Genomic DNA, 24,743 nt, shown 5'->3' on the forward strand with positions numbered 1-24,743 from the left:
TCCTGATAAATTACCGCCCGATAGCGGGCAAAAGGTCGTCAAAAGAGTCAAGGGTGAGATCGGGCTGGCTGGTGGCAATAGGTTCGCCATAGTTATAGCCAAAAGTCATACCGATATTGGGTACACCAGCCGACTGCGCAGCCAGAATATCATTGCGCGAATCGCCAACAAACAGCAGTTGGTCAGGCAACAGGCCAAATTTACCCAGCACCAGAAAAATAGCAGCAGGATGGGGTTTTTTAACCACCACGTCGTCACCGCCAATAATCAGTGAAAACGCGCCATCGATCCCCAGGGAGGCCAGCAAAGGCGCAACGAATGGCGTGGGCTTATTGGTGACAATCGCCATCGGGATGTTCAGCGCCTGAAGTTTTGCCAGCGTTTCTTTAACCTGAGGAAACAGCGTACTGCCGGCGTCCACCGTATTGGCGTAATGTTTGTCAAATAATACCCGGGCATCGCGCTGCTCATCCTGCTGAGGCTCGCGTCCCAGTGCCCAGGTCAGTGCGCGCGACATCATGATATCCGCACCGTTACCAATCCAGGTGGACACGCGCCCGACGCCAGCGGCAGGCAAACGCAGGTCCGCAAGCGTCAGATCGATAGCATCAGCCAGGCCCGGCGCGCTGTCGACCAGCGTGCCATCAAGGTCGAACGCCAGCGCGTGAATATCAGTGAAATGAGCCATTCGCTTTCTCCAGCTCGTTCCGCATGTCGTCGATCACTTTTTTATAGTCCGGATGCCCAAAGATGGCTGAACCGGCCACAAACATATCCGCACCCGCGGCGGCGATTTGGCCAATGTTATCAATTTTCACGCCACCATCCACTTCCAGACGAATGCTGTAGCCGCTCTGATCGATACGTTTACGCGCTTCACGAAGTTTATCCAGGGTGCCCGGAATAAATGACTGTCCACCGAAACCGGGATTCACCGACATCAGCAGAATGATATCCAGCTTATCCATCACGTAGTCGAGGTAGCTGAGCGGCGTGGCGGGGTTAAACACCAGACCGGCCTTGCAACCGTGCTCTTTAATCAGCTGCAGCGTACGGTCAACATGCTCGCTGGCTTCCGGGTGGAAGGTGATATAGGTGGCGCCGGCTTTGGCAAACTCGGGAATTAACGCGTCCACGGGCTTCACCATTAAATGCACATCGATCGGGGCCGTAATACCGTAGTCACGCAGCGCTTTCAGTACCATCGGTCCCATCGTCAGATTAGGAACATAGTGGTTGTCCATAACGTCGAAGTGAACCACGTCGCCTCCAGCCGCCAGTGCTTTCGCAGTGTCTTCACCCAGGCGGGCAAAGTCTGCCGAAAGGATTGAAGGGGCCAGCAAATATTGTTTCATCCGATTCTCCACTGTTGTGCGCCAGCATCACTGCTGGCGAAATACCCTGGCCGCGGACGAAACAGACTAGCGATAAAGTGCCAGCAGTTCGTCGACCTTGGTGCGGCCGGTTATGCTTCGGCTAATAGAACGCCGGACTTTGACCACATGTAACACGGCATCCTGATACCAGCAACGCGTCAGTTCAGTATCATGGTTAGAAATCAGCACCGGGATTTGACTCTCCGACGCCAGCTTCGCAGCCAGTTGCGCCAGATGTTGCTGCTCATTCAGACTGAAACTATTTGTATGGTAAGCCGTAAAGTTAGCCGTCGCGGACAGGGGCGCGTACGGCGGATCACAATATACCACAGAGCCTTTCTGGGCATTGTTCAGGGTAACATCGTATGATTCGCAGACAAACGTCGCTTTTTGCGCACGTTCAGCAAACCAGAGCAGCTCGGCTTCCGGAAAGTAAGGTTTGCGGTAGCGACCAAAAGGCACATTGAACTCGCCGCGCAAATTGTAACGACACAGGCCGTTGTAACAATGGCGATTGAGATAGAGGAATAACAGCGCACGCTGATAAGCGTCTTTGCTGAGATTAAATTCAGTACGGAGCTGATAATAGCAGGCTTCGTTATTGCCTTCAGGCGTGAACAGCAAACGCGCATCGCGAATAAAATCCGCCGTACGCGTTTTCACGATGTTGTAGAGATTGATGAGATCGTTGTTGATGTCGGCCAGGTGATAGCGATCAAAATCGGAGTTGAGAAACACTGAGCCAGCGCCGACAAAGGGTTCGATCAGGCAATCACCTTGCGGCAAATAACGGTGGATCTCTTCGACTAAGGGAAATTTTCCCCCCGCCCATTTTAAAAAAGCGCGATTTTTTTTCATGCTGTCGTGGTATTTACATCTTATTGTGAGGCTGTGGTTGAACCGACAGCAGATCTGCGCTTAAAACGGGACCAGCAGCTGCCGGCCCCATATCATTTATTGGCTGGCTTCTTTCCTGACCTGACTAACCGGTTTCACCCATGGATTCTGTGCGCGCACTTCAGCAGGCAACGCAGCTACGGCACGTTTCGCGTCTGCCGGTGTTGCATATGCACCACTTACCAGCACATACCAGGGCTGGCCGTTACGCGTTGTTTTATACACGTGATACGCGCTCAGATTTTGTTTCTTCGCCCAGGCATTCAGGCTCTCTGCCTTCGACGCACCGCTCAGCTGCAGCGTATAATTACCGCCAGGCAGGGATTTACTCGCCGTTGCACCGTTGCCAGCGGCTTTAGCAGGCGCATTATTCACTGCGGTGTGCGCTGGCGTGGTATGGGTTTTATGTTCACTGGCCGTCGGCTTAGCGGCGGTTTTCGCCGGCTGCTCACGCGTATGGCGTGGCGTCAATGCGGCCTGGCCTGCGTTGGTACGGCCTGCTGCGGGCGTATTGGCTGCGGCGGAACCGGCTTTGCCACTGACCGTTGCGGGTGCCGTAGGCAGTGAGCTGCTGTTTTCTGCCCCCTGAGCCGCGCCATCAACCTGCTGCTGTTGATTCGTCAGGGCGGTGTTCAGATCGCCAGGTAAAGTAACACGCTGCTGATTCGCCGGGGTTTCAACAGGCGCGGCCTGCGTCGGCGTGGATGCAACCGGCGGCATGGAAATGTCGCGTGGCGCATTCGTCGCCTCTGGAGAAGATGCCGTGCCAGGTGCATTCTGCGTTGTCGCAGACGGTGATGGCGTCCCGGCGGCATTCTGTCCACCGCTCATGGCGGTTGAGCCACTCAGGTCAATATTTTTTTCGCTGCCAGAACCTGTCGAGCCAGTAGCAGGCGTGCTCTTGTTGCCATTGGCCGAAGAAGACTTACTGTCGTCAGAACCATTCAGCGCAGAGCCAATTCCCAGCACTACCAGCAGTAACACCAGAATACCAACGCCCATCATGACATGCTGACGCGATACCGGTGCTTTCGTCGCAGAAGACGATTTACGTGGGCGCGAGGGACGGCGGTCGCTGGCGTCAGGTTTTAACTCATCATCCGGTTTGAATTCATCATCCGGTTTGAACTCATCCATTCTGCCTCCTCCGTAAAGCGGCATCCCGCACTGCGCACCCGCGCGCCGCGTCACCACTTACCTGCTTAATATCAAGATTTCTGGCAATCATTAATTGCAGCCATCACCATATCATGAGCTACGCCACCGCGCACTTCAGCACGTCCAATCGACAGCGGCAGTATCAGACGCAATTCACCAGCCAGAACCTTTTTGTCACGCATCATATGCGGCAAATAGTCTTCTGCCTGCATCTCTACCGGCCCGTTCACCGGTAAACCGGCACGTTGCAGTAGCGCAATGACGCGATCGCAGTCCTGTGCGCTGAACTGGCCCAGACGTTGCGCCGTGCGCGCCGCCATCACCATCCCAGCAGCAATCGCCTCACCGTGTAACCAGTTGCCATAGCCCATATGGGCTTCAATAGCATGACCAAAAGTATGACCAAGATTAAGTAATGCGCGCTGGCCGTGCTCGCGTTCATCTGCGGCGACGACCTCAGCCTTTAACTCACAGCAACGGCGGATACACCAGGCCAGTGCGGATTCATCCAGCGCCAGAAGACGATCAAGATTCTGCTCAAGCCACTGAAAGAATTCACCGTCCAGAATAATGCCGTACTTGATGACCTCAGCCAGACCGGAAGCCAGCTCACGCGGCGGCAGTGAGCGAAGACACTCGGTGTCGATCACGACAGACGCGGGCTGATAAAACGCGCCAATCATGTTTTTGCCAAGAGGATGATTAACGGCCGTTTTGCCACCAACCGAGGAGTCAACCTGGGACAGCAGCGTTGTCGGCACCTGAATAAAACGCACGCCACGCTGATAGCTTGCCGCCGCAAAACCCGTAAGATCGCCAATAACACCACCGCCAAGCGCCACCAGCGTGGTATCACGACCATGGGGTTTTTGCAGTAGTGCAGTAAAGACCTGATCCATCACGGCAAGCGTTTTAAACTGCTCACCGTCGGGCAAAATCACCTGATCCGTTGTCACCCCCGCCGCCTTCAGCAGAGCCGATACCTTATCAAGGTAGAGCGGTGCCAGCGTCTGGTTAGTCACCAGCATGGCATTATCACCCGCTTTTAACGGCCAAAAAGAAGCCGGATCGTTAAACAGTCCGGCGGAGATAGTGATGGGGTAACTACGTTCCCCCAGTGAAACGGTGATCTTCTCCATGGTGCTCGATACCTGTCAAAGAGCCTTCAAACGTTGGATCAACTTTTTTCCAACATGTTGATAATCTGATTCGCCACCACTTTTGCACTTTGATCGTCAGTGCGGATGGTAACATCGGCGATCTCTTCATAAAGCGGGTTGCGTTCATCTGCCAGCGCTTCAAGCACTTCACGTGGCGGCGACTCTACCTGCAGTAAGGGGCGTTTTTTATCACGCTGTGTACGTGCCAGTTGTTTCTCAATAGTGGTTTCAAGATAAACCACGACGCCGCGGGCGGAGAGACGATTACGTGTTTCCCGGGATTTTACGGAGCCGCCACCGGTCGCCAGGACGATGCCCTGCTTCTCGGTCAGTTCATTGATGATTTTTTCTTCACGATCGCGGAAGCCAGCTTCGCCTTCAACGTCAAAAACCCAGCCCACATCCGCTCCGGTGCGTCGCTCAATTTCCTGATCGGAATCGAAGAACTCCATATTGAGTTGCTGAGCCAACTGACGGCCAATAGTGCTTTTGCCGGCACCCATCGGCCCAACCAGAAAGATATTGCGTTTCTCTGCCATTTTGTCGGTATTACTAAGAATTCGTTAATGATACCCCGCTTTCAGCATTTTGCTGGCGGGACAGGAACTGAGACCTCATGAGCGTTAGCAAGAGTCAGACGAAAAATTATCTCAACACTCAAGGCTGTTTGGCAACCGATTATATTGCTAACAGCACATCCATTTCTGAATTGGCCCGTCGTTCGCGAAACTGTAATGCGTCAGTACAGCGTTGTGACATCACTGCTTACAGAGGAATTCTCTCATCTGTTTGCCTGGTTTTTCCAACACAGACGCTTACAACGTGTTAAAAATCGCTAAACCTTGTAAGCTAATTCCAGCCCTGCGTCAACGCAGTTGGACTTTATGGGCACATTTTCCGTTTTATCGTGCCGTAAGCGCTGCTTCCCTGACCAATCGCGGCGTCATAAAAATAACCAGCTCACGTTTCTTATGTTCTTCGGACTGCTGTCGAAACAGGTTGCCCACAGCGGGAAGATGACCAAGCAGTGGAACCTGGCGCTGCCCGCGCGTGCGCTGCTGATGGAAAATCCCGCCCAATGCCAGGGTTTGCCCGTCGTTGACCGTCACCTGGGTTTCAATTTCCTGCTTATCGATAGACAGGACCTGTGAATCACCGGTCTGAATCGCGCGCCCCGGTACGTTCTGGCTGATACGAATTTTTAGCTGAATGCGGCCATTGCCTAAAACGGTTGGCGTCACTTCCATGCCCAGCACCGCCTCTTTAAACTCGATACTGGTCGCCCCGCTGTTGCCCGCGGAGACTTCATAAGGGATTTCTGTTCCCTGTTTGATGGTGGCGGTTTGTTGATGCGAGGTAAACAGGCGTGGGCTGGCGATAATTTCGACCTGATTCTCCTGCTCCAGGGCGCTGAGTTCTAAATCCAGGAGTTTACCCCCAATTCGCGACAGTGTGACGCCAACCGAGACGGCGGGCGAATTCAGCCCTAACGGAATATCAAGCAGAGGATGACGTAACGCACGGTCAACGACGTCGCCCGCATTGTACAGCCGCCAGTTAACGCCCAGCTCATGCAGGTGATCTTCGCTGATGGTGACGATATGTGCCGCCAGTTCCACCTGCTCCAGCGGTACATCGAGCGCGCGCACCCAGCGCTCGGTTTCTTTCAGGGCCGCCGCGCTGTCGCGTAGCAGCATGCTGTTCGTCCGGCTGTCGACCGTGGCGCTTCCTCTTGCTGTCATCAGCGACTGACGTTCGCCCTGCAGGCTGCGATGAACCTCACTGGCACTGGCATAGTGCAGGCTTATCCTGCGCTGTTGTAGGGGCTGTTGCTGCAACACCTCTGCTTGCTGCGCCTGTTCTGCCTCGCGCCGCTGCTGTTGCCAGTGCTCTGGATAAACCAGCAGAACGTTGTCCTCTTCCAGCAAGGCCAGCCGCGCCATGCGGGCGACCAGCGACAGCGCCTGCTGCCAGGGCACGTTATCCAGCCGCAGTGAGAGCGTCCCCTGAACCTCGGGGGAAATCATCAGGTTGATCTGTTGATAATCGGCCAGTGCCTGTAAAACCCGCTCAATGGGCGCATCGTCAAAGGCCAGGCTCAAGCCCTCATCATGGCTGGCGCGGGCGGACGTCAGGCAGATCAGCAGAAACGTCAGAATCGATATCCTTATCATGCGGGCTTCCTTTGAGATGAAAGGTGAAATATTGAGACGAACAGCTACCGGGCACCGACAGCCTGAGTGTGCGCGACGTAAACTGGTCGGTTTGCCAGGGAACCAGGGGAAAGGGTTGGTCGCTGAGCACTTTCACGGCGTTACCCTGCGGGGTCAGGAGCCAGCCCTGGAACCTCGCCGCACGGCCGATAATTCCCTGTAAGCGCCATTCGCTGAGCGGTTCAACTTCTGCCACACAAGCCACGCCGGTAAGAGGACGAAACGGATCGCGCGCCTGCGCAACGCCACAGCAGAGCAAGAGCAGTATGACGCTAAAAGGTTTCATCAGCGTCCAGCCAGAGCTGCGCCACCAGGTGCGCCGGGTGTGCGGTGAGTTGAAAACGGCCAGGGAAAGCCGTCGCAGATTGGGACAGCGCTGTAAAAAGGGGCTGAAACTGCGACCATTCCAGGTGGAGCGTCAGCGCACGCGGCTGTTCATCGCTAAGCCACGCCTCCAGTTGTGCGCCTCGCTCTGCGATAATGGCCTCCAGCGTCAGTTGCGCTGCGGGTTGCCTCGCCGCCGCCTGCGCCAGCTCAGCCTGTAACGCGTCAATGTCAGGATGCCGGGCCAGTTGCACCTGCTGCTGGTGCAGGCGTTGCTGCTGTTGCGCCAGCTGGTGCACGGCAGCGTCTAACGCTTGCCGCTGTGGCGCTAACACCGTCCACCAGGCAACAAAGAACAGGCCGGAAGCAGCGGCCAGCAGGCTGCCATAGCGAAGCGGCACGGCTAACTGTAGCCAGAACTGAAACCCGTTACTCACTGCTCTCCTCCTTCAGCCTGATGCGCAACATGAAGTGGTAATCCCCTTCTGACTGGCGCTGCACATTGCCCTGCCTAATCTGTGAAAAAAGCGCCACGCCCGTTAAACGCTGGCGAAAGTGGCGGATATCCTGCATCTGCTGCGCCTTGCCCTCCAGAAGCAAATCCGTATTGCGCTTCTCCAATCGGGTTAACCACAGCCCGTCGGGCAGCAAGCCGGGCAAGTCCAGCCAAAGCTGTTGCCAGACGCTAAACTGCCTGGCCTGCTGACGCAGCCAGCTGCGGCGTTGCTGTACCTCGGCCAGCTGTTGCAGCAGCAGTTTTTGCTGTTCCACGCGCTGCACAAGCGTCTCAAGGGCACGCGTAAGCCGGATATGCTGAAGCTCAACCTGAATGAGCGCCTGATGCCCTTGCCAGAACCGCAGTGCGACCGCTGACACTAAAATCAGTAACGTTATGGCCAGCGCAACAAGGCCCTGGCGTCGTTGGCGTTGCCAGCGCCAGCGACGCCAGGGTAAAAGGTTAACCGCGACCATTAGCGATCCTCTTGTCGCAACGCCAGGCCAGTCGCCAGTACAAATGCAGCGGGGTTGTCAGGCAAAGGCGGCGACGGACAGCGCAACAGCTGCAAAGGTGAAAAAGGAACCGTACCGGCGGGGGATGAAACGCTATCAGCATCACAATAAAAAACGCGGCTTGCCTGAGGAAAAGCCTGCTTATACAGCGCCGCCAGCCCGCCCTCATCGGCAAAAGATGCGGCGTTGATGCCGTCACTCCACAGGTAGCGTGCATCCTGTCGTAAAACCACTACACTTCCCGCAGTTAATTGCGCCTGTTCAGTAACGATATTGAGCGCCTGGGTGGCAAGTTCAAATACGCTGGGTTTCAGTCCTGCCTGTGCCAGCGGAGCGTGCCACTGTTTAACCACATCCAGCCGGGCGGCCGTGACACACAGTTGCCCATGCGCGGGATCGAGACGGTAATCCAGCGCCAGTTCGCGCGGATCAACGGGAAAAAGACGTTGGGCAGCCGCCCGGACAAAACGGCTTAATGCCGGTTCTTTTAACGGCGGTTCGGGAAGCGAAAGCGGCTGCTGCAGTACCAACTGGGCAGGAAGCCCTACACGCAGTGAGTAGCGCTGGGGTAAGCACTTTCGCCAGCGGTCTAACACTGACAGCAATTCAGGGGAAGATTGCAGCACGCCGTTTCTTAACGTATCTTGCGCCAGCCGCTGCTGCCACCAGTGGCATAATTGCCAACCCTGGCGGCGACGCAGGATGGCAAGGGCACAGCACTGCCTGTTCTGGATATCCAGCCCAATTTGCCAGGTGTGAAAAGCCATGCGCGCGATCTCCTTATCGTCCGGAAAAATGGACATATCAAAGCGTCTGGCTTGCCTTTATACTACTGCGCGGTTGCTTATAAACTGCCCAAACGACAACAGATGGGAAATCTCAGGTGAAGTTCGTAAAGTATTTATTAATCCTTGCAGTGTGTTGCATCTTGCTGGGAGCTGGCTCGATTTATGGTTTGTACAAATATATTGAGCCACAGTTACCCGACGTTAACACGCTGAAAGATGTGCGTTTGCAAACCCCTATGCAGGTTTACAGCGCTGAGGGCGACCTTATCGCCCAGTACGGTGAAATGCGCCGTATACCGCTTAGCCTGCAACAGGTTCCGCCTGAGATGGTTAAAGCATTTATTGCAACGGAAGACAGCCGCTTTTATGAGCATCACGGTGTAGATCCCATCGGGATTTTCCGTGCTGCCAGTGTTGCGCTGGTGTCAGGCCATGCTTCGCAGGGGGCCAGTACGATTACCCAGCAGCTGGCACGTAACTTCTTTCTTAGCCCAGAACGCTCCCTGATGCGAAAAATCAAGGAAGCCTTTCTGGCGATTCGTATTGAGCAGTTGCTGAATAAAGACGAGATTCTTGAGCTTTACCTGAACAAAATCTACCTCGGCTACCGGGCTTACGGTGTGGGTGCCGCCTCACAGGTTTATTTTGGTAAGCCCGTTAATGAGCTGTCATTGAGCGAAATGGCGACCATCGCCGGTCTGCCTAAAGCCCCGTCGACCTTTAACCCGCTTTATTCACACAGCCGCGCCGTCGCACGTCGCAATGTCGTTCTGGCCCGTATGCTGGATCAGCATTACATCACCCAGCAACAGTACGATGAGGCGCGTAACACACCGTTAGTCGCCACCTATCATGGCCCTAAAATCGTCTTCTCTGCGCCTTATCTCAGTGAGATGGCACGCCAGGAGATGGTAAAACGCTATGGTAATAATGCTTACACCGATGGCTACAAGGTTTACACCACCGTCACACGACGTCTGCAGCAGTCTGCGCAGGAGGCCGTGCAGAACAACGTAATGGCTTATGATATGCGTCATGGCTACCGTGGCCCGACCAGCGTGCTGTGGAAAGTCGGTGAACCTGCATGGGGACAGGCGCAGATTGTTAAAGCGTTAAAAAATCTTCCTCTGTACGGTCCCCTTCATCCGGCCGTTGTTACCCATGCGCAGAGCGATGAAGCCACCGTCATGATGAAAGATGGTAGCAACGTGTCACTGACCATGGCTGGCGTTCGCTGGGCGCGTGCCTTTAAGTCTGACACGGTGCAAGGGCCAACCCCTAAAAGCCTGACTCAGGTTCTGCAGCCAGGCCAGCAGGTTTGGGTACGCCAGGTCGGCGATACATGGTGGCTGGGCCAGGTCCCGGACGTGAACTCGGCACTGGTTTCGTTAGATCCGACCAACGGTGCCGTGCGCGCACTGGTGGGCGGTTTTGACTTTAACCAAAGCATGTTCAACCGCGCCACTCAGGCACTGCGCCAGGTGGGCTCGAACATTAAGCCGTTCCTTTACACGGCCGCGATGGATCGGGGGTTAACGCTGGCATCCATTCTTAACGATGTGCCTATTTCCCGCTGGGATGCAGGTGCCGGTGCGGACTGGCGTCCGAAAAACTCACCGCCTACTTACGATGGCCCGATTCGTCTGCGCCAGGGGCTGGGTCAGTCGAAAAACGTTGTGATGGTTCGCGCGATGCGTGCGATGGGCGTGGATTACGCGGCCGAGTACTTACAGCGCTTTGGCTTCCCGGCGCAGAACATTGTGCATACTGAATCACTGGCCCTTGGGGCAGCCTCGTTTACCCCTCTGCAGGTGGTGCGCGGTTATTCCGTCATGGCGAATGGCGGCTTCCTGATTGATCCTTACTTCATTAGCAAGATTGAAAATGAACAGGGACAAACTGTTTTTGAAGAAAAACCGAGAATTGCCTGCCCTCAGTGCAACTTACCGGTGATTTACGGTGAAACCAAAAAAGCGCTGGCGCTGAACGCCGAGAGCGTTGAGAACGTTGCGCCTTCGGCTCAGCAGCAAAACCAGACGGTGCCGCAGCCTGAGCTGGAGCAGGTACCTGCACAGCCGCAGCCGGGTGGTGAACAGCAGTATGCGCCGCACGTGATTAATACGCCGCTGTCATTCCTGATCAAAAGTGCGCTGAACAGTAATATTTTTGGCGAACCGGGCTGGATGGGCACGGGCTGGCGTGCCGGGCGCGACCTGAAGCGTAATGATATTGGCGGAAAAACGGGCACAACCAACAGTTCCAAAGATGCCTGGTTCTCGGGCTACGGCCCCGGCGTCGTCACCTCGGTGTGGATCGGCTTTGACGATGCGCGTCGCGATCTGGGTCGCAGTACCCTTTCTGGCGCGATTCCCGATCAAATATCGGGTTATGAAGGCGGCGCGAAGAGTGCACAGCCTGCCTGGGATGACTTTATGAAGGTCGCTCTGGATGGCGTGCCGGTTCAGCCGCTCACGCCACCGGATGGCATCGTGACCGTCACCATCGATCGGAGTACGGGCAAACTGGCAAACGGCAGTGGTAATACGCGCCAGGAGTACTTTATCAACGGGACGCAGCCAACCGAGTATTCGGTGCATGATGCCGGCACCACCATCATGGACAATGGCGAGAGCCACGAACTGTTCTGATAATCCTCAGGGGCGGCGCGAGTCGCCCCTGGTTATCCGGCCTGTCTTGCGCGGGTGTTAATAGCTGATACGTCCCTGCTTCACCAGCCACTCACGTACCATAAACAATGCACTGACGTTGCGCGCTTCGCGAAAATCAGGCTCCTGCAATAATGCCAGCATGTTGCTTAACGGCCAGTGATGCACCACCAGCGGCTCAGGCTCATCGCCTTCCAGCTTCTCCTGATAAAGCCCTTCTGCCACGACAATATTCATCTTGCTGGAAAAGTACGACGGCGCCATGGTCAGTTTGCCCAGGGTAGTCAGCTGGCCCGCACCAAATCCCGCCTCCTCTTTGAGTTCACGGTCCGCAGCCTGGTTTACAGTTTCACCCGGATCGATCAAGCCTTTAGGGAAGCCCAGTTCGTAGGTCTCCAGACCCACCGCGTACTCTTCAATCAGCACCAGGTGATCATCGATAATCGGCACGATCATCACTGCTTCACGTTCCGAGGGCTTCATGCGCTCGTAAATACGCCGTGCGCCATTACTGAAGGCCAGGTCTACCGCTTCAACAGTAAACAATCGTGACCTTGCCACGGTTTCTACATTGAGGATGTCAGGTTTTTTTAACGACTTTTTCATATCAGCCTCAAACTTGCTGCGCCAGCACTCAGGAGCGAATTAGCATACCTAACGATCCGCCTTTGTGCGACTCTCCAACCGCACGCAGCGCGTATGCCGCTTTTATCTACGATAACACTGGTTTCCTGAGTACAAAAAATTTGTGTTAGTCAATATCTCGCTTCAAAATTCAGATAATGCCGATACAATAACGGGTGCACTGTCGTTACTATTCTGGCAGTGTGTGATGTCATAACGCCTAATTAAATGATTTACAGAACTATTTCGTTTATTGTTAAACGTGTCAGAGTTGTTTAACCTCCCATAAATCGTCTTGCATCGTGGGCGAATCTGGGGATGTAAGTTTAAAGTGAAGGCAGTATTTTGGCTGAATTGAGCAAAGCATGAGCACAATAATTATTATATTGGCCGTAGTGCTAACCTGTTCAATTCTGGCAGGTATTGGATTTTGGTACGCTATGCGGCGCAGGCCCCCGTTGGCGAAACCGCTGCCATTCATTAGCCCGCCCTGCCGTAAGCTGTCTGAACGGGAGCGCAAGGCGGTTGAACAGTACCTTGCTGCCCTTGAAAAACAGCCCCGTATCCTCAGTCCCGGTGAATCCCGCCGTCAACATGACAAGCTGGTGCTGACTGCGCAAAGCAACAATGTCTATCCTGTCACGCGGGCGATTACCCGTTATGGCCTCTCCACCGACGATCCCCATAAGTGGCGCTACTATCTGGATGAAGTCGAAGTCCATTTGCCGCCGCTGTGGGAACAGTACATCACGGATGAAAACTACGTTGAGCTCATCCGCACCCAGTCCGTTCCATTAATCATCTCTTTGAATGGACACTCGCTGGTGGATTACGCCGTTGATCAGCAGTCGCTACCCAGCCTGATACGTCCGGCTTCCACCAACGCATCGATCCGCAAAGCGGAAAGTGAAAACGTGGAATTAGTGCGGGTGCGCAAAGAAACCCTGGAAGAGTACCGGCTGTCTCGCCCTGACGGCACGCGGGAAGCGGTCATTATTTCTTTTGCCTTGATGTTGTTTTTTATCGGCTTGCTGTTGCCAGCCAGCCTGATGATCTGGCTGTCGGTGATTGCCGGCATCATGATCGTCGCCAGTCTGTGGCTGATGTATCGTGTGCCTGGTGAGAATGGCCTGCGTGAAATTCACTGTCTGCGCGGCGCGCCCAAGCGCTGGGGCTTATTTGGTGAGTCAAATCAGGAACAGAGCAACATTACGCTGGGGATTATCGATCTGGCTTATCCTGCCCACTGGCAGCCCTACGTTGCTCACGATCTGGGTCAGGTGACGGACGTCGATATTTATCTGAATCGCCAGGTGGTGCGCCAGGGGCGCTTTCTTTCACTGCAGGATGAGGTCAGAAATTTTCCGCTGCAACGCTGGCGTAAAAATGTCGTGCTGGCCTGCGGCTCGCTGATTGTTCTGGCTTTGTTAATCACCTGGATTCCGCTCAGCATGCCCATCAAGCTGAGTCTGGCCTGGGCTAAAGGCACCGACAGCCTGGATGTCAGCAGCGTTAACCAACTGAGTAGCGTGGATCTTAAAGTCGGCGACAGCCTGAAGGTCACAGGGACCGGCATGTGTGCGGTGCCGGACAACTACCAAAGCAATCGCACCTATACCTATATGCCGTTCGATTGCTCACAAATTTACTGGAATAACGCAACGCCCCTGCCGCTGCCCCACTCAGATATTATTGAGAAAGCCTCGGCATTGCTGGATACCACGACGAAACAGCTGCATCCCGAAACCAACACCGATCCCAAACTGAATCCTCAGTTAGCCTCGGCAATTCAGAAATCGGGCATGATTCTGCTGGATGACTTTTCAGACCTGGTGCTGAAAACGCAGGCGCTCTGCAGCCAGGCACAGGACTGTATGCGCCTTAAAAATGCCCTGGTGAACCTGGGTAATGCCAAAGACTGGGACACCTTAGTCAGCCGCGCCGATTCCGGTCAGCTTAACGGGATGAATGTCCTGCTGCGTCCGGTCAGTGCTGAAGCGCTGGAAAACCTGGTACACACCGCGACCTCCACCTTCTTCTTCCGTGAAACGCGTCGCGCCGCTGAGAACCTTAACAGCCCACCGCCGGGCGGATTCGTTATCGCCAGCGATGAAGGGCACCAGCTCGTCAATCAGCCCCAGCCTGCTGTTCCGCTGTTTGATCTGGATGCATCGTCACAGTGGCAAGAGCTGCAACGTCTGTCCTCACTGTTGCTGCATACGCCGTTCAGCGCCACCGGCATCATTACCAATATCTATACCGATGCAAACGGCACACGCCACATCGCCCTGCACAATGAGCCTGATGCCATGGCAAAATGGCGCTATCTGGGTGCCGCGCTGTTGCTGATGGTGCTGCTGGCCTGCGGCATCGTGAACGGCCTGCTGGCATTGCGGCGCATTCATCTGAATCGTCAGCGTATGCATGCTATCCAGCAATATTACGATAAATGCTTTAATCCTACGTTAAGCACTATACAGGGCGTGCGCTCCATATTTTGAGCCCCCTGCAACTGTGCTACCCTGTTGCGCTAACTGGCAACGGGTAAATTCACCATGATGTTCAACCGGTCTGACTTTGACACCGTGCTGCTCGATATGGACGGCACGTTGCTCGATCTGGCGTTTGACCGCTTTTTCTGGCTGGAGCTTGTCCCTGATACCCTGCGTACCCAACGCGGTATTTCTGCTGCTCAGGCGCGTCAGATTATTGAAGAAAAATATCAGGCCGTGGCGCATACGCTAAACTGGTATTGTCTGGATTACTGGTCGCAGGCGCTGCAGTTAGACATTCATGCCATGACCTGGGAACAGCGCCATCGCGTCAGCTTGCGTGTTGATACACTGCCTTTTTTACAGGCTTTACGTCAGGCGGGTAAACGCACCATCCTGCTCACCAATGCGCATCCCTGGAATCTGGACGTTAAACTGAGACAAACAGGTTTAGCATCACACCTTGATTTATTACTTTCCACCCATACCTTTGGCTATCCGAAAGAAGATCAACGTTTGTGGCAGGCGGTTGAGCAGCACACTGGCTTTGATGCATCACGGACAGTGTTCATCGATGACAACGAAACCATTCTTGATGCCGCCAAATCATGGGGAATCGGCTGGTGCCTGGGCGTTAGTAATCCTGACTCCGGTCGTCCTGAACAACACTTTCAGCGTCACGGTGCAATAAGCGACTACCGCACACTGATTCAGGCCTGGGAGCAGCAATGAAAGAAAAACCAAGCGAAGGCGTTCGTCTTGATAAATGGCTTTGGGCGGCGCGTTTCTACAAAACCCGTTCTATCGCACGCGAGATGATTGAAGGTGGCAAGGTTCATTACAACGGCCAGCGCAGTAAACCCAGCAAGCTTGTCGAGCGGGATGCTGAGTTAACCCTGCGTCAGGGTAATGATGAGCGCACCGTAGTGATCGCCGACATCAGCGAGCAGCGCCGTTCTGCCAGTGAAGCACAGCTGCTTTACCGCGAGACGGAAGCCAGTATTGAAAAACGTGAAAAAGTAGCCCTGGCGCGCAAGATGAATGCGCTGACCATGCCCCATCCCGATCGCCGGCCCGACAAGAAAGAACGCCGCGATTTGATGAAATTTAAGTTATCGGGTGATGAATAAACAGGTTACTGAACCTATCACCGCCCGCCAAAAGAGAGAAAATTATGTCTGAGCACGATCAACTGCGTCGTTATCTGTTTGAAAATGCGTCCGTTCGCGGCGAACTGGTCAATGTTTCAAACACCTGGCAAGCCATCCTGAAAAATCACGACTATCCGCCTGCGGTACAAACCCTGCTGGGCGAATTGCTGGTGGCGACCAGCCTGCTTACCGCAACGCTAAAATTTGACGGTGAAATTACCGTTCAGCTTCAGGGCGATGGTCCCCTGACGTTAGCCGTGATTAATGGCAACAATCAGCAGGAGTTACGCGGCATCGCACGGATGAAAGGTGACATTCCTGACGACAGCACGCTGAAGAGCATGGTGGGCAATGGCTATTTGGTCATTACCATCACGCCTGAAAAAGGCGAGCGCTATCAGGGCGTGGTCGGTCTGGAAGGCGAGACGCTAAGTGAATGTCTGGAAGACTATTTTATGCGCTCCGAACAGTTGCCGACTCGTCTGTTTATTCGCACCAGCAACGCAGGCGCAGCCGGGATTCTGTTGCAGGTTTTACCGGCTCAGGACACCGATAAAGAAGACTTTGCGCATCTGGCTACGCTGACCGAGACGATTAAAACGGAAGAGCTGATCGATTTGCCCGCGACCGATGTGCTGTGGCGTCTTTACCATCAGGAAGAAGTGACCGTTTACGACCCGCAACCGGTTGTCTACAAATGCACCTGTTCGCGCGAACGTTGCAGCGAGGTACTGAGAACGCTGCCGCAGGAAGAAGTCGACGAGATTATTGCTGAAGATGGCAAAATCGATATGAACTGCGACTACTGCGGATCACATTACGTGTTCGATGCGGTAGACATTGCCGGGATTCGTAGCCACTCCCTTGAGAACAGCAATCGCCTTCACTGATCGGACCAGGGCGGTCAGGCCGCCCTGCCTGCCCCATCGCTATGCCCTTAATTTACATAGCAAATTATCTTTTTTTACTTTCTTAACATCTTAAAAACGTTCGAAACATACCCTTAACGCGCCCTGAGTCTCATTTTTAACGAACAAGCCTTTCTCGCCTGACACAGTAGCGTAAACTGCGCGCGATCGTGTTTCCGCACCTGGCCGTGCGGCATGTTACAGACGCGATCCCACACTCTCTTTGCCCTACAGAACAGACACCGATTTAAGGAGCAGTAAAATGCGCGTTAACGGCCTGACCTCGAAAGCCCTTGCCGATCTGGGCATCACCGATACCACTGACGTGGTTCATAACCCTGATTACGATACGTTGTTTCAGGAAGAGATGCGCCCGGAGCTCGAAGGTTTTGAGCGCGGCACCCTGACGCAAAGCGGCGCTATCGCAGTCGATACCGGGATTTTTACCGGGCGCTCGCCTAAGGATAAATATATTGTTCGTGATGACACCACGCGCGATACGCTGTGGTGGAACGATCAAGGCACCGGCAAGAACGATAACCAACCGCTGTCCCAGGAAACCTGGCAGGCGCTGAAAAAATGCGTCACCCAGCAGCTCTCCGGGAAACGCCTGTTTGTTATTGATGCCTTCTGCGGTGCCAACCCGGATTCACGTCTGAGCGTACGCTTTGTGACTGAAGTTGCCTGGCAGGCGCATTTCGTTAAAAACATGTTCATTCAGCCGAGCGCGGCCGAACTGGATAACTTCACGCCTGATTTTGTGGTGATGAATGGCGCAAAATGCACCAATCCTGACTGGCAGGCCCAGGGGCTGCATTCTGAGAACTTCGTCGCCTTTAATCTGACCGAACGTATGCAGTTGATTGGTGGCACGTGGTACGGCGGAGAAATGAAAAAAGGGCTGTTCGCGGTGATGAACTACCTGTTGCCGTTGAAGGGCATTGCCTCCATGCACTGCTCCGCTAACGTGGGTAAAGCAGGCGACGTCGCGGTGTTTTTTGGGCTTTCCGGTACGGGTAAAACCACGCTGTCTACCGATCCGGATCGCCAGTTAATCGGCGATGATGAACACGGCTGGGATGACGATGGCGTGTTTAACTTCGAAGGCGGTTGCTACGCCAAGACGATTAACCTCTCCGAACAGGCTGAGCCAGAAATCTATCGCGCTATTCGTCGTAATGCCCTGCTGGAAAACGTGGTGGTGCGTGAAGACGGGAGCATCGATTTTGCGGATGGTAGCAAAACCGAAAATACCCGCGTGTCTTATCCGATTAACCACATCGACAATATCGTGCAGCCGGTTTCCAAAGCAGGCCATGCGAAGAAAGTCATTTTCCTGACTGCCGATGCCTTTGGCGTGCTACCGCCGGTCTCCAGGCTGACGCCAGAGCAGACCCAGTATCATTTCCTGTCTGGATTTACCGCGAAGCTGGCCGGCACGGAACGAGGTGTGACCGCACCAACCCCGACCTTCTCAGCCTGTTTTGGCGCAGCCTTCCTGACGCTGCATCCCACACAGTATGCAGAAGTGTTGGTGAAACGCATGGAAGCGGCGGGCGCGCAGGCTTATCTGGTTAATACGGGCTGGAACGGCAGTGGCAAGCGTATCTCATTGAAGAATACCCGCGCTATCATCAACGCCATTCTCGCAGGTGAGCTGGACGATGCGCCAACGGAGACCCTGCCGGTGTTCAACCTGCAGGTGCCAAAAACCCTGGGCGATTTGGATGCCGAAACGCTCGACCCGCGTCGTACATGGGAAAGCGAAGAGAAGTGGCACGCTGCCGCAGATGATTTAGCACAGCGTTTTATCACCAACTTTGAAAAGTATACCGATAATGCGGCCGGTGCCGCGTTGGTAAAAGCAGGTCCACTGCGCTAATAACAACGGCGCGGCTTAACCGGCCGCGCCGTTGTTGCTCAACTCAGCGTCAGGTTGCCGCTATGTGGAACCACCTCGGGGTTTTCCGCTAAGGGTAGCCAGGCACGGATGCGTAATCCGCCTCGTTCACTGTCACCTATCTCCAGCGACCCTTGATGCGCATCGATGATGCGTTGCACTATCGCCAGCCCCAGGCCCGTGCCGCTGGTGCTTCGTGCGCTGTCACCGCGCACAAAAGGCTGAAACAGATGGGCCAACTGGTCAGGCTTAATGCCGGGACCATCATCTTCAACCTGGAACCAGGCCCGGTGCAGTTCCCGTCCACTGCTGACCTTAATCCAGCCGTTACCGTAGCGCGCGGCGTTCACCACCAGGTTAGCCAGAGCGCGCTTGATGGAGAGCGGATTGATCTCCAGCATGAGCTCTTCCGCCATGACCGCATTTTCAATTTCGCGTTCGTAACCGCTTTCTGCTGCCACCACCTCACCCAGCACGCTATTGAGATCGGCCAGCTCAGTCTGCATCTCCTGCCCGGTGCGCAGGTAATCAATGAATTGCTCAATGATGGCGTTACACTCTTCGATGTCTTTGTTAATCGACTCGGCCAGGTAGCCATCCTGCTCATTCATCATTTCGGTCGCAAGGCGAATACGGGTTAACGGCGTGCGTAAATCATGACTGACGCCCGCCATCAGCAGCGTTCTGTCATCGGCAAGCTGCTTGACGCCCGCCGCCATTTGGTTAAAAGCTCGCGTGACCGATCGCACTTCCGACGCGCCATATTCACGTAACGGTGGCGGAATGATGCCTTTACCCACCTGGAGTGCGGCATGCTCTAAATCGACCAGCGGGCGGTTTTGAATTCGGATAAAAAGCCAGGCACCGCCTATCGCCAGCAACATAATCGCCAGGGTATAGCGGAACAGCGGCGAGAAGTCACCCTGATGGATCTCGGTTAACGGCACCCGTACCCAGATATCGGGCGATAGCCAGGTCTTTAACCAGACAACGGGGGAGTTTTTGTTTACCTCGACGCGAACGTCCGTGGGGCCGCCAAGCTGCTGGCCCATCTGATCGCTAAGAAACTTATAGTGCTGCGCCCAGCGCAGTCCGCTCTCCTCTGCTGCCGCATTGGTATAGAGCGAAATACCCAGTTCACGATAAATTTCGCGGCGAAAAGCGGGCGGCACTTCAAGCTGCGTGCCATCTTCCAGCTGTAAACGGTCTGTCATCAACATACGCACTTCATACGCGAGGACTTTATTAAACTGTTGCAGACTGGGAAGAATGGCAAAGTTCAGCACCACCAGGTAGGTCGTTACCAGGCTGACAAACAGCAAGGTAACGATCAACAACAGGGTGCGGGCAAACGAACTTCGTGGCGAGAAGCGCAGCCGCCTCATGCTTTACTGCCGTCCGGAACAAACACATAACCCAGGCCCCAAACGGTCTGGATATAGCGTGGGTGAGCAGGATCTTCTTCCACCATGCGGCGCAGACGAGAAATCTGAACGTCGATAGAACGTTCCATGGCGCTGTATTCACGACCACGGGCCAGGTTCATCAGTTTGTCGCGCGACAGCGGCTCACGTGGGTGGCTGACCAGCGCCTTGAGCACGGCGAATTCACCGCTGGTCAATGGCATAGGTTCATCTTCACGGAACATCTCGCGCGTGCCCAGGTTGAGTTTGAACTTACCAAAGGCAATGACCGCTTCTTCCTGAGAAGGCGCGCCTGGCAGTTCGTTGGCCTGACGGCGCAACACGGCGCGAATACGCGCCAGCAGCTCACGCGGGTTAAACGGTTTTGGAATATAGTCGTCAGCACCGATCTCCAGTCCGACAATACGGTCCACTTCTTCACCCTTGGCTGTCACCATGATGATAGGCATCGGGTTGCTCTGACTACGCAGACGGCGGCAGATGGAAAGGCCATCTTCGCCCGGCAGCATCAGGTCAAGCACCATTAAATGGAAGGATTCGCGGGTTAACAGACGATCCATTTGTTCGGCGTTGGCGACACTGCGCACCTGAAAGCCCTGCTCGGTAAGATAGCGCTCCAGTAGTGCACGCAAACGCATATCGTCATCGACGACCAGAATCTTGTAGTTTTCTTGCATTTTTAACTCCCAAAGGCGCGATTGCCTGAGCCGATATTGTTAAAAAAAGATGCGGCACAGTGACAGTGTTTAATGGTTTATATTCTAGTCAAAATTGTTACAAAGCATATTAAACAGCAGCTTATATTTAAATTTCGGTCTGACTGCCTGAGAAGCTGTGTCATCACCACCTGCGTTAAACAGAATACGGCAAATCTGAAATATTAGGTAAAATTCCGCTATTGCCTGGTTTAAACAGGATGCACTGGCTGACAGTGCGTGTAAATTCAACTGCTTGCCAGAAAATTTGCCTTAAATTAAATCAGTGACGGATGACATATCTGGCATGTGGCGGTTTTCCCCTCTGATAACAGCATAATATCCCGCAAAAAAACAGGTTAATACGCGACCTCTCTCGGATTAGTTTGAGATTCACCCCCAATAAGGCCAGTTACAGGTAAAGAGAGATAAATCAATCAGTAAAGCCCGCTTTGCGCCCGGATAAATATCACCCAGACTGTAGCGACACCAATTTGCCGTTTTACGGGGAAACCATAATGAAAAAAACGATTTTACTGCTGAGCGCGCTGGCTTTATTCAGTGTGGGTCAGACTTATGCCGCAACCGCAACCGGTGAAGCTGCGGGCGCACAGGCCACCACCACAGCCCAGGGTAACTCAAATGCTATCGGTATTGGCGCAGTCGGCGCACTGTTAGGCGTAGCACTGGCAACGGCGGGCGGCGGCGGCGGTGACGGCAACGGAAGCAGCACCTCGACCACGACATCGACCAAGGCCGGTAAGTAAGACTTGCCCCTCAGGGACGCGCATTGGTCTGACTAAGGCCGTGCCGTCCCCTGCAAAAGCCGTACAAGGGTTTTTTGATCCGTAAAAAACCCTTTTCTCGCCTCTTTTTCGCTACGCCTGATTTGCTTTACACTGAAGCACTTTCGATTTTACCGGCTGCTGTACCATGAGAACCCGACTGATTACGCGTGAAGGTTTTAATACCTTAAAAGCAGAACTCGATCACCTGTGGCGTGAAGAGCGACCTGAAGTCACCAAAAAAGTGACCTGGGCTGCCAGCCTTGGCGACCGCAGTGAAAATGCGGATTATCAATACAACAAGAAGCGCCTGCGTGAAATTGACCGCCGTGTCCGTTATCTCAGCAAAAGCATTGAGCAACTGCGCATTGTGGATTACTCGCCGCAGCAGGACGGCAAAGTGTTTTTTGGTGCCTGGGTTGAAGTCGAAAACGACGACGGCGACATCAAGCGCTTTCGAATTGTGGGTTACGATGAGATTTTTGGCCGCAAGGATTACATCTCCATTGACTCGCCCATGGCCCGCGCACTGTTAAAAAAAGCGGTCGGCGACGCGGCGGTGGTCGAGACGCCAGCTGGCCCGGCATGCTGGTATGTTAATGAAATTAGTTATATTGAAGCCTGATTCAGAATATCGCTGAAAGCGGGCCGCTTCTCTGGCAATTTCAGCCATCAATCCGTATAACTATCGGCTATTTCTCAACCCAGAAAGCAAAATAGTCCGATGATGAATGTTCTTAGCCAGCTAATTGCAAGTGAGCTACAGGCGCGCCCCGAGCAAGTTGATGCGGCCGTCCGCCTGTTGGATGAAGGGAATACCGTGCCGTTTATTGCACGTTATCGTAAAGAGGTGACGGGCGGCCTGGATGACACACAGCTCCGCCAGCTCGAAACCCGCCTCAGCTACCTGCGTGAATTAACCGAGCGTCGGCAGGCCATCCTGAAATCCATTGAGGAACAAGGAAAACTCACCGACGAACTGGCGAATGCCATCAATACCACCCTCAGCAAAACCGAACTCGAAGATCTCTACCTGCCCTATAAACCTAAGCGCCGTACACGTGGACAGATTGCGATTGAAGCCGGGCTGGAACCGCTGGCCGACACGTTATGGCAGGACCCGTCACAAGATCCTGAGCAGGTGGCGGCAGGCTATGTCAATGCAGATAACGGCGTCGCTGATGTCCGCGCCGCGCTGGATGGCGCGCGTTACATTCTGATGGAACGCTTCGCTGAAGATGCCGCGCTGCTGGCTAAAGTCCGTCACTATCTGTGGAAAAACGCCCACCTGGTTTCAAAAGTGGTGGAAGGTAAAGAGGAAGAAGGCGCTAAATTCCGCGACTATTTCGATCACCATGAGCCGCTGCACAGCGTTCCATCACATCGCGCGCTGGCCATGCTGCGCGGTCGTAATGAAGGTGTGTTACAGCTGTCGCTGAATGCCGATCCCCAGTTTGATGAGCCGCCGCGCGAAAGCCACGGCGAAACCTTGATTACAGAGCACCTGAATCTGCGACTGAATAATGCACCGGCCGACAGCTGGCGCAAAGCCGTGGTCAGTTGGACATGGCGCATCAAGGTTATGCTGCATCTGGAAACCGAGCTGATGGGCACCGTACGTGAGCGCGCTGAAGATGAGGCCATTAACGTCTTTGCCCGTAACCTGCACGACCTGTTAATGGCGGCACCTGCGGGCATGAGAGCCACGATGGGCCTGGACCCCGGCCTGCGTACCGGTGTGAAAGTTGCCGTGGTTGACGCGACCGGCAAGGTGGTTGCTACCGACACGGTCTATCCGCACACAGGACAAACCGCCAAAGCAGCCGCTGCGGTCGCGGCGCTGTGCGTGAAACATCAGGTCGAACTGGTGGCCATCGGCAATGGTACGGGCTCACGTGAAACCGAGCGTTTCTTCCTGGATCTGCAAAAGCAGTTCCCGCAGGTCACGGCACAGAAAGTTATCGTCAGCGAAGCCGGCGCTTCGGTTTACTCTGCGTCTGAATTAGCCGCGCTGGAATTCCCGGATCTTGATGTCTCACTGCGTGGCGCGGTCTCGATCGCCCGTCGTCTGCAAGATCCCCTGGCCGAGCTGGTGAAAATCGATCCGAAATCGATCGGCGTAGGTCAGTATCAGCATGACGTCAGCCAGAGCCAGTTAGCGAAAAAACTGGATGCGGTAGTAGAAGACTGTGTGAACGCCGTCGGTGTCGATCTGAATACAGCCTCGGTTCCGCTGTTGACGCGCGTGGCCGGGTTAACCCGTATGATGGCGCAAAATATTGTGGGCTGGCGTGATGAGAATGGCCGTTTCCAGAACCGCCAGCAGCTACTCAAGGTCAGCCGTTTAGGGCCTAAAGCGTTTGAGCAGTGCGCGGGCTTTCTGCGTATCAACCACGGCGACAATCCACTGGATGCTTCAACGGTGCACCCGGAAGCCTATCCGGTAGTCGAGCGTATTCTGGCGGCGACCGAGCAGGCGCTGAATGAGCTGATGGGCAACCCCACCAGCCTGCGTAACCTGAAAGCGGTGGACTTTACCGACGACCGCTTTGGCTTACCGACCGTTACCGACATCATGAAAGAGCTGGAAAAGCCGGGCCGCGATCCTCGTCCTGAATTTAAAACGGCGCAGTTTGCCGAGGGCGTGGAAACCATGAACGATCTGATGCCGGGCATGGTACTGGAAGGTGCCGTCACTAACGTCACGAACTTTGGTGCGTTCGTCGATATTGGCGTGCATCAGGATGGCCTGGTGCATATCTCTTCGCTATCAGACAAGTTTGTGGAAGATCCTCATCAGGTCGTCAAAGCGGGCGACATCGTTAAAGTCAAAGTGATGGAAGTGGATCTGCAACGTAAGCGCATTGCCTTGACCATGCGCCTTGACGAGCAGCCGGGTGAAGGAAATGCCCGGGGTGGTAAGAGCAATACGGCACGTGAAGAAAAACGTCCGGCCGCCAATAAGGGCCGCCCACGTCCCGTCAGCCAGCCCGCAGGCAATAGCGCCATGAGTGACGCTCTCGCGGCGGCACTGGGTAAAAAACGCTAGATAAAAACCACGCAGTCACCTCTTATCCCTGCTGTCGGGGTGGAGGTGACTGTCATTCCTGCCCCCACCGTCATTATCCCCTGTCCCGCGGCTGATTCGGTTTACCTGAACGAACCAAACCC

Annotated in this window: 23 protein-coding genes; 9 read left to right on the forward strand and 14 right to left on the reverse strand. The window is 54.5% G+C overall.

Going from position 1 to position 24,743, the window contains the following annotated elements:
• Nucleotides 1-10 precede the first annotated feature (10 nt).
• From FBY13_RS16235 to pilM, 11 genes are all read right to left on the reverse strand, one after another.
• The gene (locus tag FBY13_RS16235; protein ID WP_096011069.1) at nt 11-688 is read right to left on the reverse strand and encodes a phosphoglycolate phosphatase; all 678 of its coding nucleotides are present in this window, start codon (nt 686-688) and stop codon (nt 11-13) included.
• Nucleotides 672-1,355, reverse strand: a complete 684-nt coding sequence (gene rpe, locus FBY13_RS16240; RefSeq protein ID WP_014594778.1) for a ribulose-phosphate 3-epimerase — start codon at nt 1,353-1,355, stop codon at nt 672-674. The genes FBY13_RS16235 and rpe overlap by 17 nt, the downstream gene beginning before the upstream one ends.
• A gap of 66 nt (nt 1,356-1,421) precedes the next feature.
• On the reverse strand, nt 1,422-2,234 hold the full coding sequence (gene dam / locus FBY13_RS16245) for an adenine-specific DNA-methyltransferase (RefSeq protein ID WP_096011068.1): 813 nt from the start codon (nt 2,232-2,234) through the stop codon (nt 1,422-1,424).
• Between the two features lie 96 nt (nt 2,235-2,330).
• On the reverse strand, nt 2,331-3,434 hold the full coding sequence (locus FBY13_RS16250) for an SPOR domain-containing protein (RefSeq protein WP_145394681.1): 1,104 nt from the start codon (nt 3,432-3,434) through the stop codon (nt 2,331-2,333).
• Between the two features lie 47 nt (nt 3,435-3,481).
• Nucleotides 3,482-4,570, reverse strand: coding sequence for a 3-dehydroquinate synthase (gene aroB / locus FBY13_RS16255; RefSeq protein WP_145394610.1), 1,089 nt, complete (start codon nt 4,568-4,570; stop codon nt 3,482-3,484).
• 38 nt (nt 4,571-4,608) lie between these two features.
• Nucleotides 4,609-5,130: a shikimate kinase AroK gene (gene aroK, locus FBY13_RS16260; protein ID WP_063877505.1), complete on the reverse strand. Its 522-nt coding sequence runs from the start codon at nt 5,128-5,130 to the stop codon at nt 4,609-4,611.
• Between the two features lie 363 nt (nt 5,131-5,493).
• On the reverse strand, nt 5,494-6,765 hold the full coding sequence (gene hofQ / locus FBY13_RS16270) for a DNA uptake porin HofQ (RefSeq protein WP_145394611.1): 1,272 nt from the start codon (nt 6,763-6,765) through the stop codon (nt 5,494-5,496).
• Entirely contained in the window at nt 6,701-7,090 is a 390-nt protein-coding gene (locus FBY13_RS16275; RefSeq protein ID WP_145394612.1) for a HofP DNA utilization family protein, read from the reverse strand. The genes hofQ and FBY13_RS16275 overlap by 65 nt, the downstream gene beginning before the upstream one ends.
• Nucleotides 7,077-7,565: a hypothetical protein gene (locus FBY13_RS16280; RefSeq protein WP_145394613.1), complete on the reverse strand. Its 489-nt coding sequence runs from the start codon at nt 7,563-7,565 to the stop codon at nt 7,077-7,079. Before FBY13_RS16280 ends, FBY13_RS16275 begins: the two co-directional genes overlap by 14 nt.
• Complete coding sequence (locus FBY13_RS16285) at nt 7,558-8,100, reverse strand: PilN domain-containing protein (protein WP_145394614.1); 543 nt, start codon at nt 8,098-8,100, stop codon at nt 7,558-7,560. Before FBY13_RS16285 ends, FBY13_RS16280 begins: the two co-directional genes overlap by 8 nt.
• Nucleotides 8,100-8,906 (reverse strand): pilus assembly protein PilM, encoded by an 807-nt coding sequence (gene pilM / locus FBY13_RS16290; RefSeq protein WP_145394615.1) that lies wholly within the window; start codon nt 8,904-8,906, stop codon nt 8,100-8,102. The genes FBY13_RS16285 and pilM overlap by 1 nt, the downstream gene beginning before the upstream one ends.
• A gap of 116 nt (nt 8,907-9,022) precedes the next feature.
• On the opposite strand from pilM, the gene mrcA reads away from it, so the two are divergent.
• On the forward strand, nt 9,023-11,575 hold the full coding sequence (mrcA, locus tag FBY13_RS16295) for a peptidoglycan glycosyltransferase/peptidoglycan DD-transpeptidase MrcA (RefSeq protein WP_096011061.1): 2,553 nt from the start codon (nt 9,023-9,025) through the stop codon (nt 11,573-11,575).
• Between the two features lie 57 nt (nt 11,576-11,632).
• On the opposite strand, the gene nudE is transcribed toward mrcA, so the two are convergent.
• Nucleotides 11,633-12,199, reverse strand: coding sequence for an ADP compounds hydrolase NudE (nudE, locus tag FBY13_RS16300; protein ID WP_063877511.1), 567 nt, complete (start codon nt 12,197-12,199; stop codon nt 11,633-11,635).
• Nucleotides 12,200-12,582: 383 nt separating this feature from the next.
• On the opposite strand from nudE, the gene FBY13_RS16305 reads away from it, so the two are divergent.
• The 5 genes from FBY13_RS16305 to pckA all read left to right on the forward strand — a co-directional run bounded on the left by FBY13_RS16305 (nt 12,583) and on the right by pckA (nt 18,650).
• Entirely contained in the window at nt 12,583-14,718 is a 2,136-nt protein-coding gene (locus FBY13_RS16305) for an intracellular growth attenuator family protein (protein ID WP_145394616.1), read from the forward strand.
• A 57-nt stretch (nt 14,719-14,775) separates the two neighbouring features.
• Nucleotides 14,776-15,441 (forward strand): GMP/IMP nucleotidase, encoded by a 666-nt coding sequence (gene yrfG, locus FBY13_RS16310; RefSeq protein ID WP_370513241.1) that lies wholly within the window; start codon nt 14,776-14,778, stop codon nt 15,439-15,441.
• On the forward strand, nt 15,438-15,839 hold the full coding sequence (gene hslR / locus FBY13_RS16315) for a ribosome-associated heat shock protein Hsp15 (protein WP_063877514.1): 402 nt from the start codon (nt 15,438-15,440) through the stop codon (nt 15,837-15,839). Before yrfG ends, hslR begins: the two co-directional genes overlap by 4 nt.
• 44 nt (nt 15,840-15,883) lie before the next feature.
• A complete protein-coding gene (gene hslO / locus FBY13_RS16320) occupies nt 15,884-16,750 on the forward strand; it encodes an Hsp33 family molecular chaperone HslO (RefSeq protein ID WP_109717806.1) in 867 nt (288 codons plus the stop codon).
• Between the two features lie 280 nt (nt 16,751-17,030).
• On the forward strand, nt 17,031-18,650 hold the full coding sequence (pckA, locus tag FBY13_RS16325; RefSeq protein ID WP_145394618.1) for a phosphoenolpyruvate carboxykinase (ATP): 1,620 nt from the start codon (nt 17,031-17,033) through the stop codon (nt 18,648-18,650).
• Between the two features lie 38 nt (nt 18,651-18,688).
• Here the strand turns inward: pckA and envZ are convergent, their stop codons facing one another.
• Together envZ and ompR are read right to left on the reverse strand one after the other, a co-directional pair.
• Nucleotides 18,689-20,053 (reverse strand): two-component system sensor histidine kinase EnvZ, encoded by a 1,365-nt coding sequence (gene envZ / locus FBY13_RS16330; RefSeq protein ID WP_063877517.1) that lies wholly within the window; start codon nt 20,051-20,053, stop codon nt 18,689-18,691.
• Nucleotides 20,050-20,769 (reverse strand): two-component system response regulator OmpR, encoded by a 720-nt coding sequence (ompR, locus tag FBY13_RS16335; protein ID WP_001157751.1) that lies wholly within the window; start codon nt 20,767-20,769, stop codon nt 20,050-20,052. The genes envZ and ompR overlap by 4 nt, the downstream gene beginning before the upstream one ends.
• 536 nt (nt 20,770-21,305) lie before the next feature.
• Here ompR and yjbE point away from each other — a divergent pair.
• From yjbE to FBY13_RS16350, 3 genes are all read left to right on the forward strand, one after another.
• Complete coding sequence (gene yjbE, locus FBY13_RS16340) at nt 21,306-21,554, forward strand: exopolysaccharide production protein YjbE (RefSeq protein ID WP_063877518.1); 249 nt, start codon at nt 21,306-21,308, stop codon at nt 21,552-21,554.
• Nucleotides 21,555-21,720: 166 nt separating this feature from the next.
• The gene (gene greB, locus FBY13_RS16345) at nt 21,721-22,197 is read left to right on the forward strand and encodes a transcription elongation factor GreB (RefSeq protein WP_096011057.1); all 477 of its coding nucleotides are present in this window, start codon (nt 21,721-21,723) and stop codon (nt 22,195-22,197) included.
• Nucleotides 22,198-22,296: 99 nt separating this feature from the next.
• Nucleotides 22,297-24,621 carry a Tex family protein gene (locus tag FBY13_RS16350; RefSeq protein WP_145394619.1) on the forward strand — a complete coding sequence of 775 codons (2,325 nt, stop codon included), beginning with the start codon at nt 22,297-22,299 and terminating at the stop codon, nt 24,619-24,621.
• The last annotated feature ends 122 nt before the right edge of the window (nt 24,622-24,743 follow it).

This window comes from Pantoea sp. SJZ147, from assembly GCF_007828605.1.
Taxonomy (GTDB): domain Bacteria; phylum Pseudomonadota; class Gammaproteobacteria; order Enterobacterales; family Enterobacteriaceae; genus Pantoea; species Pantoea allii.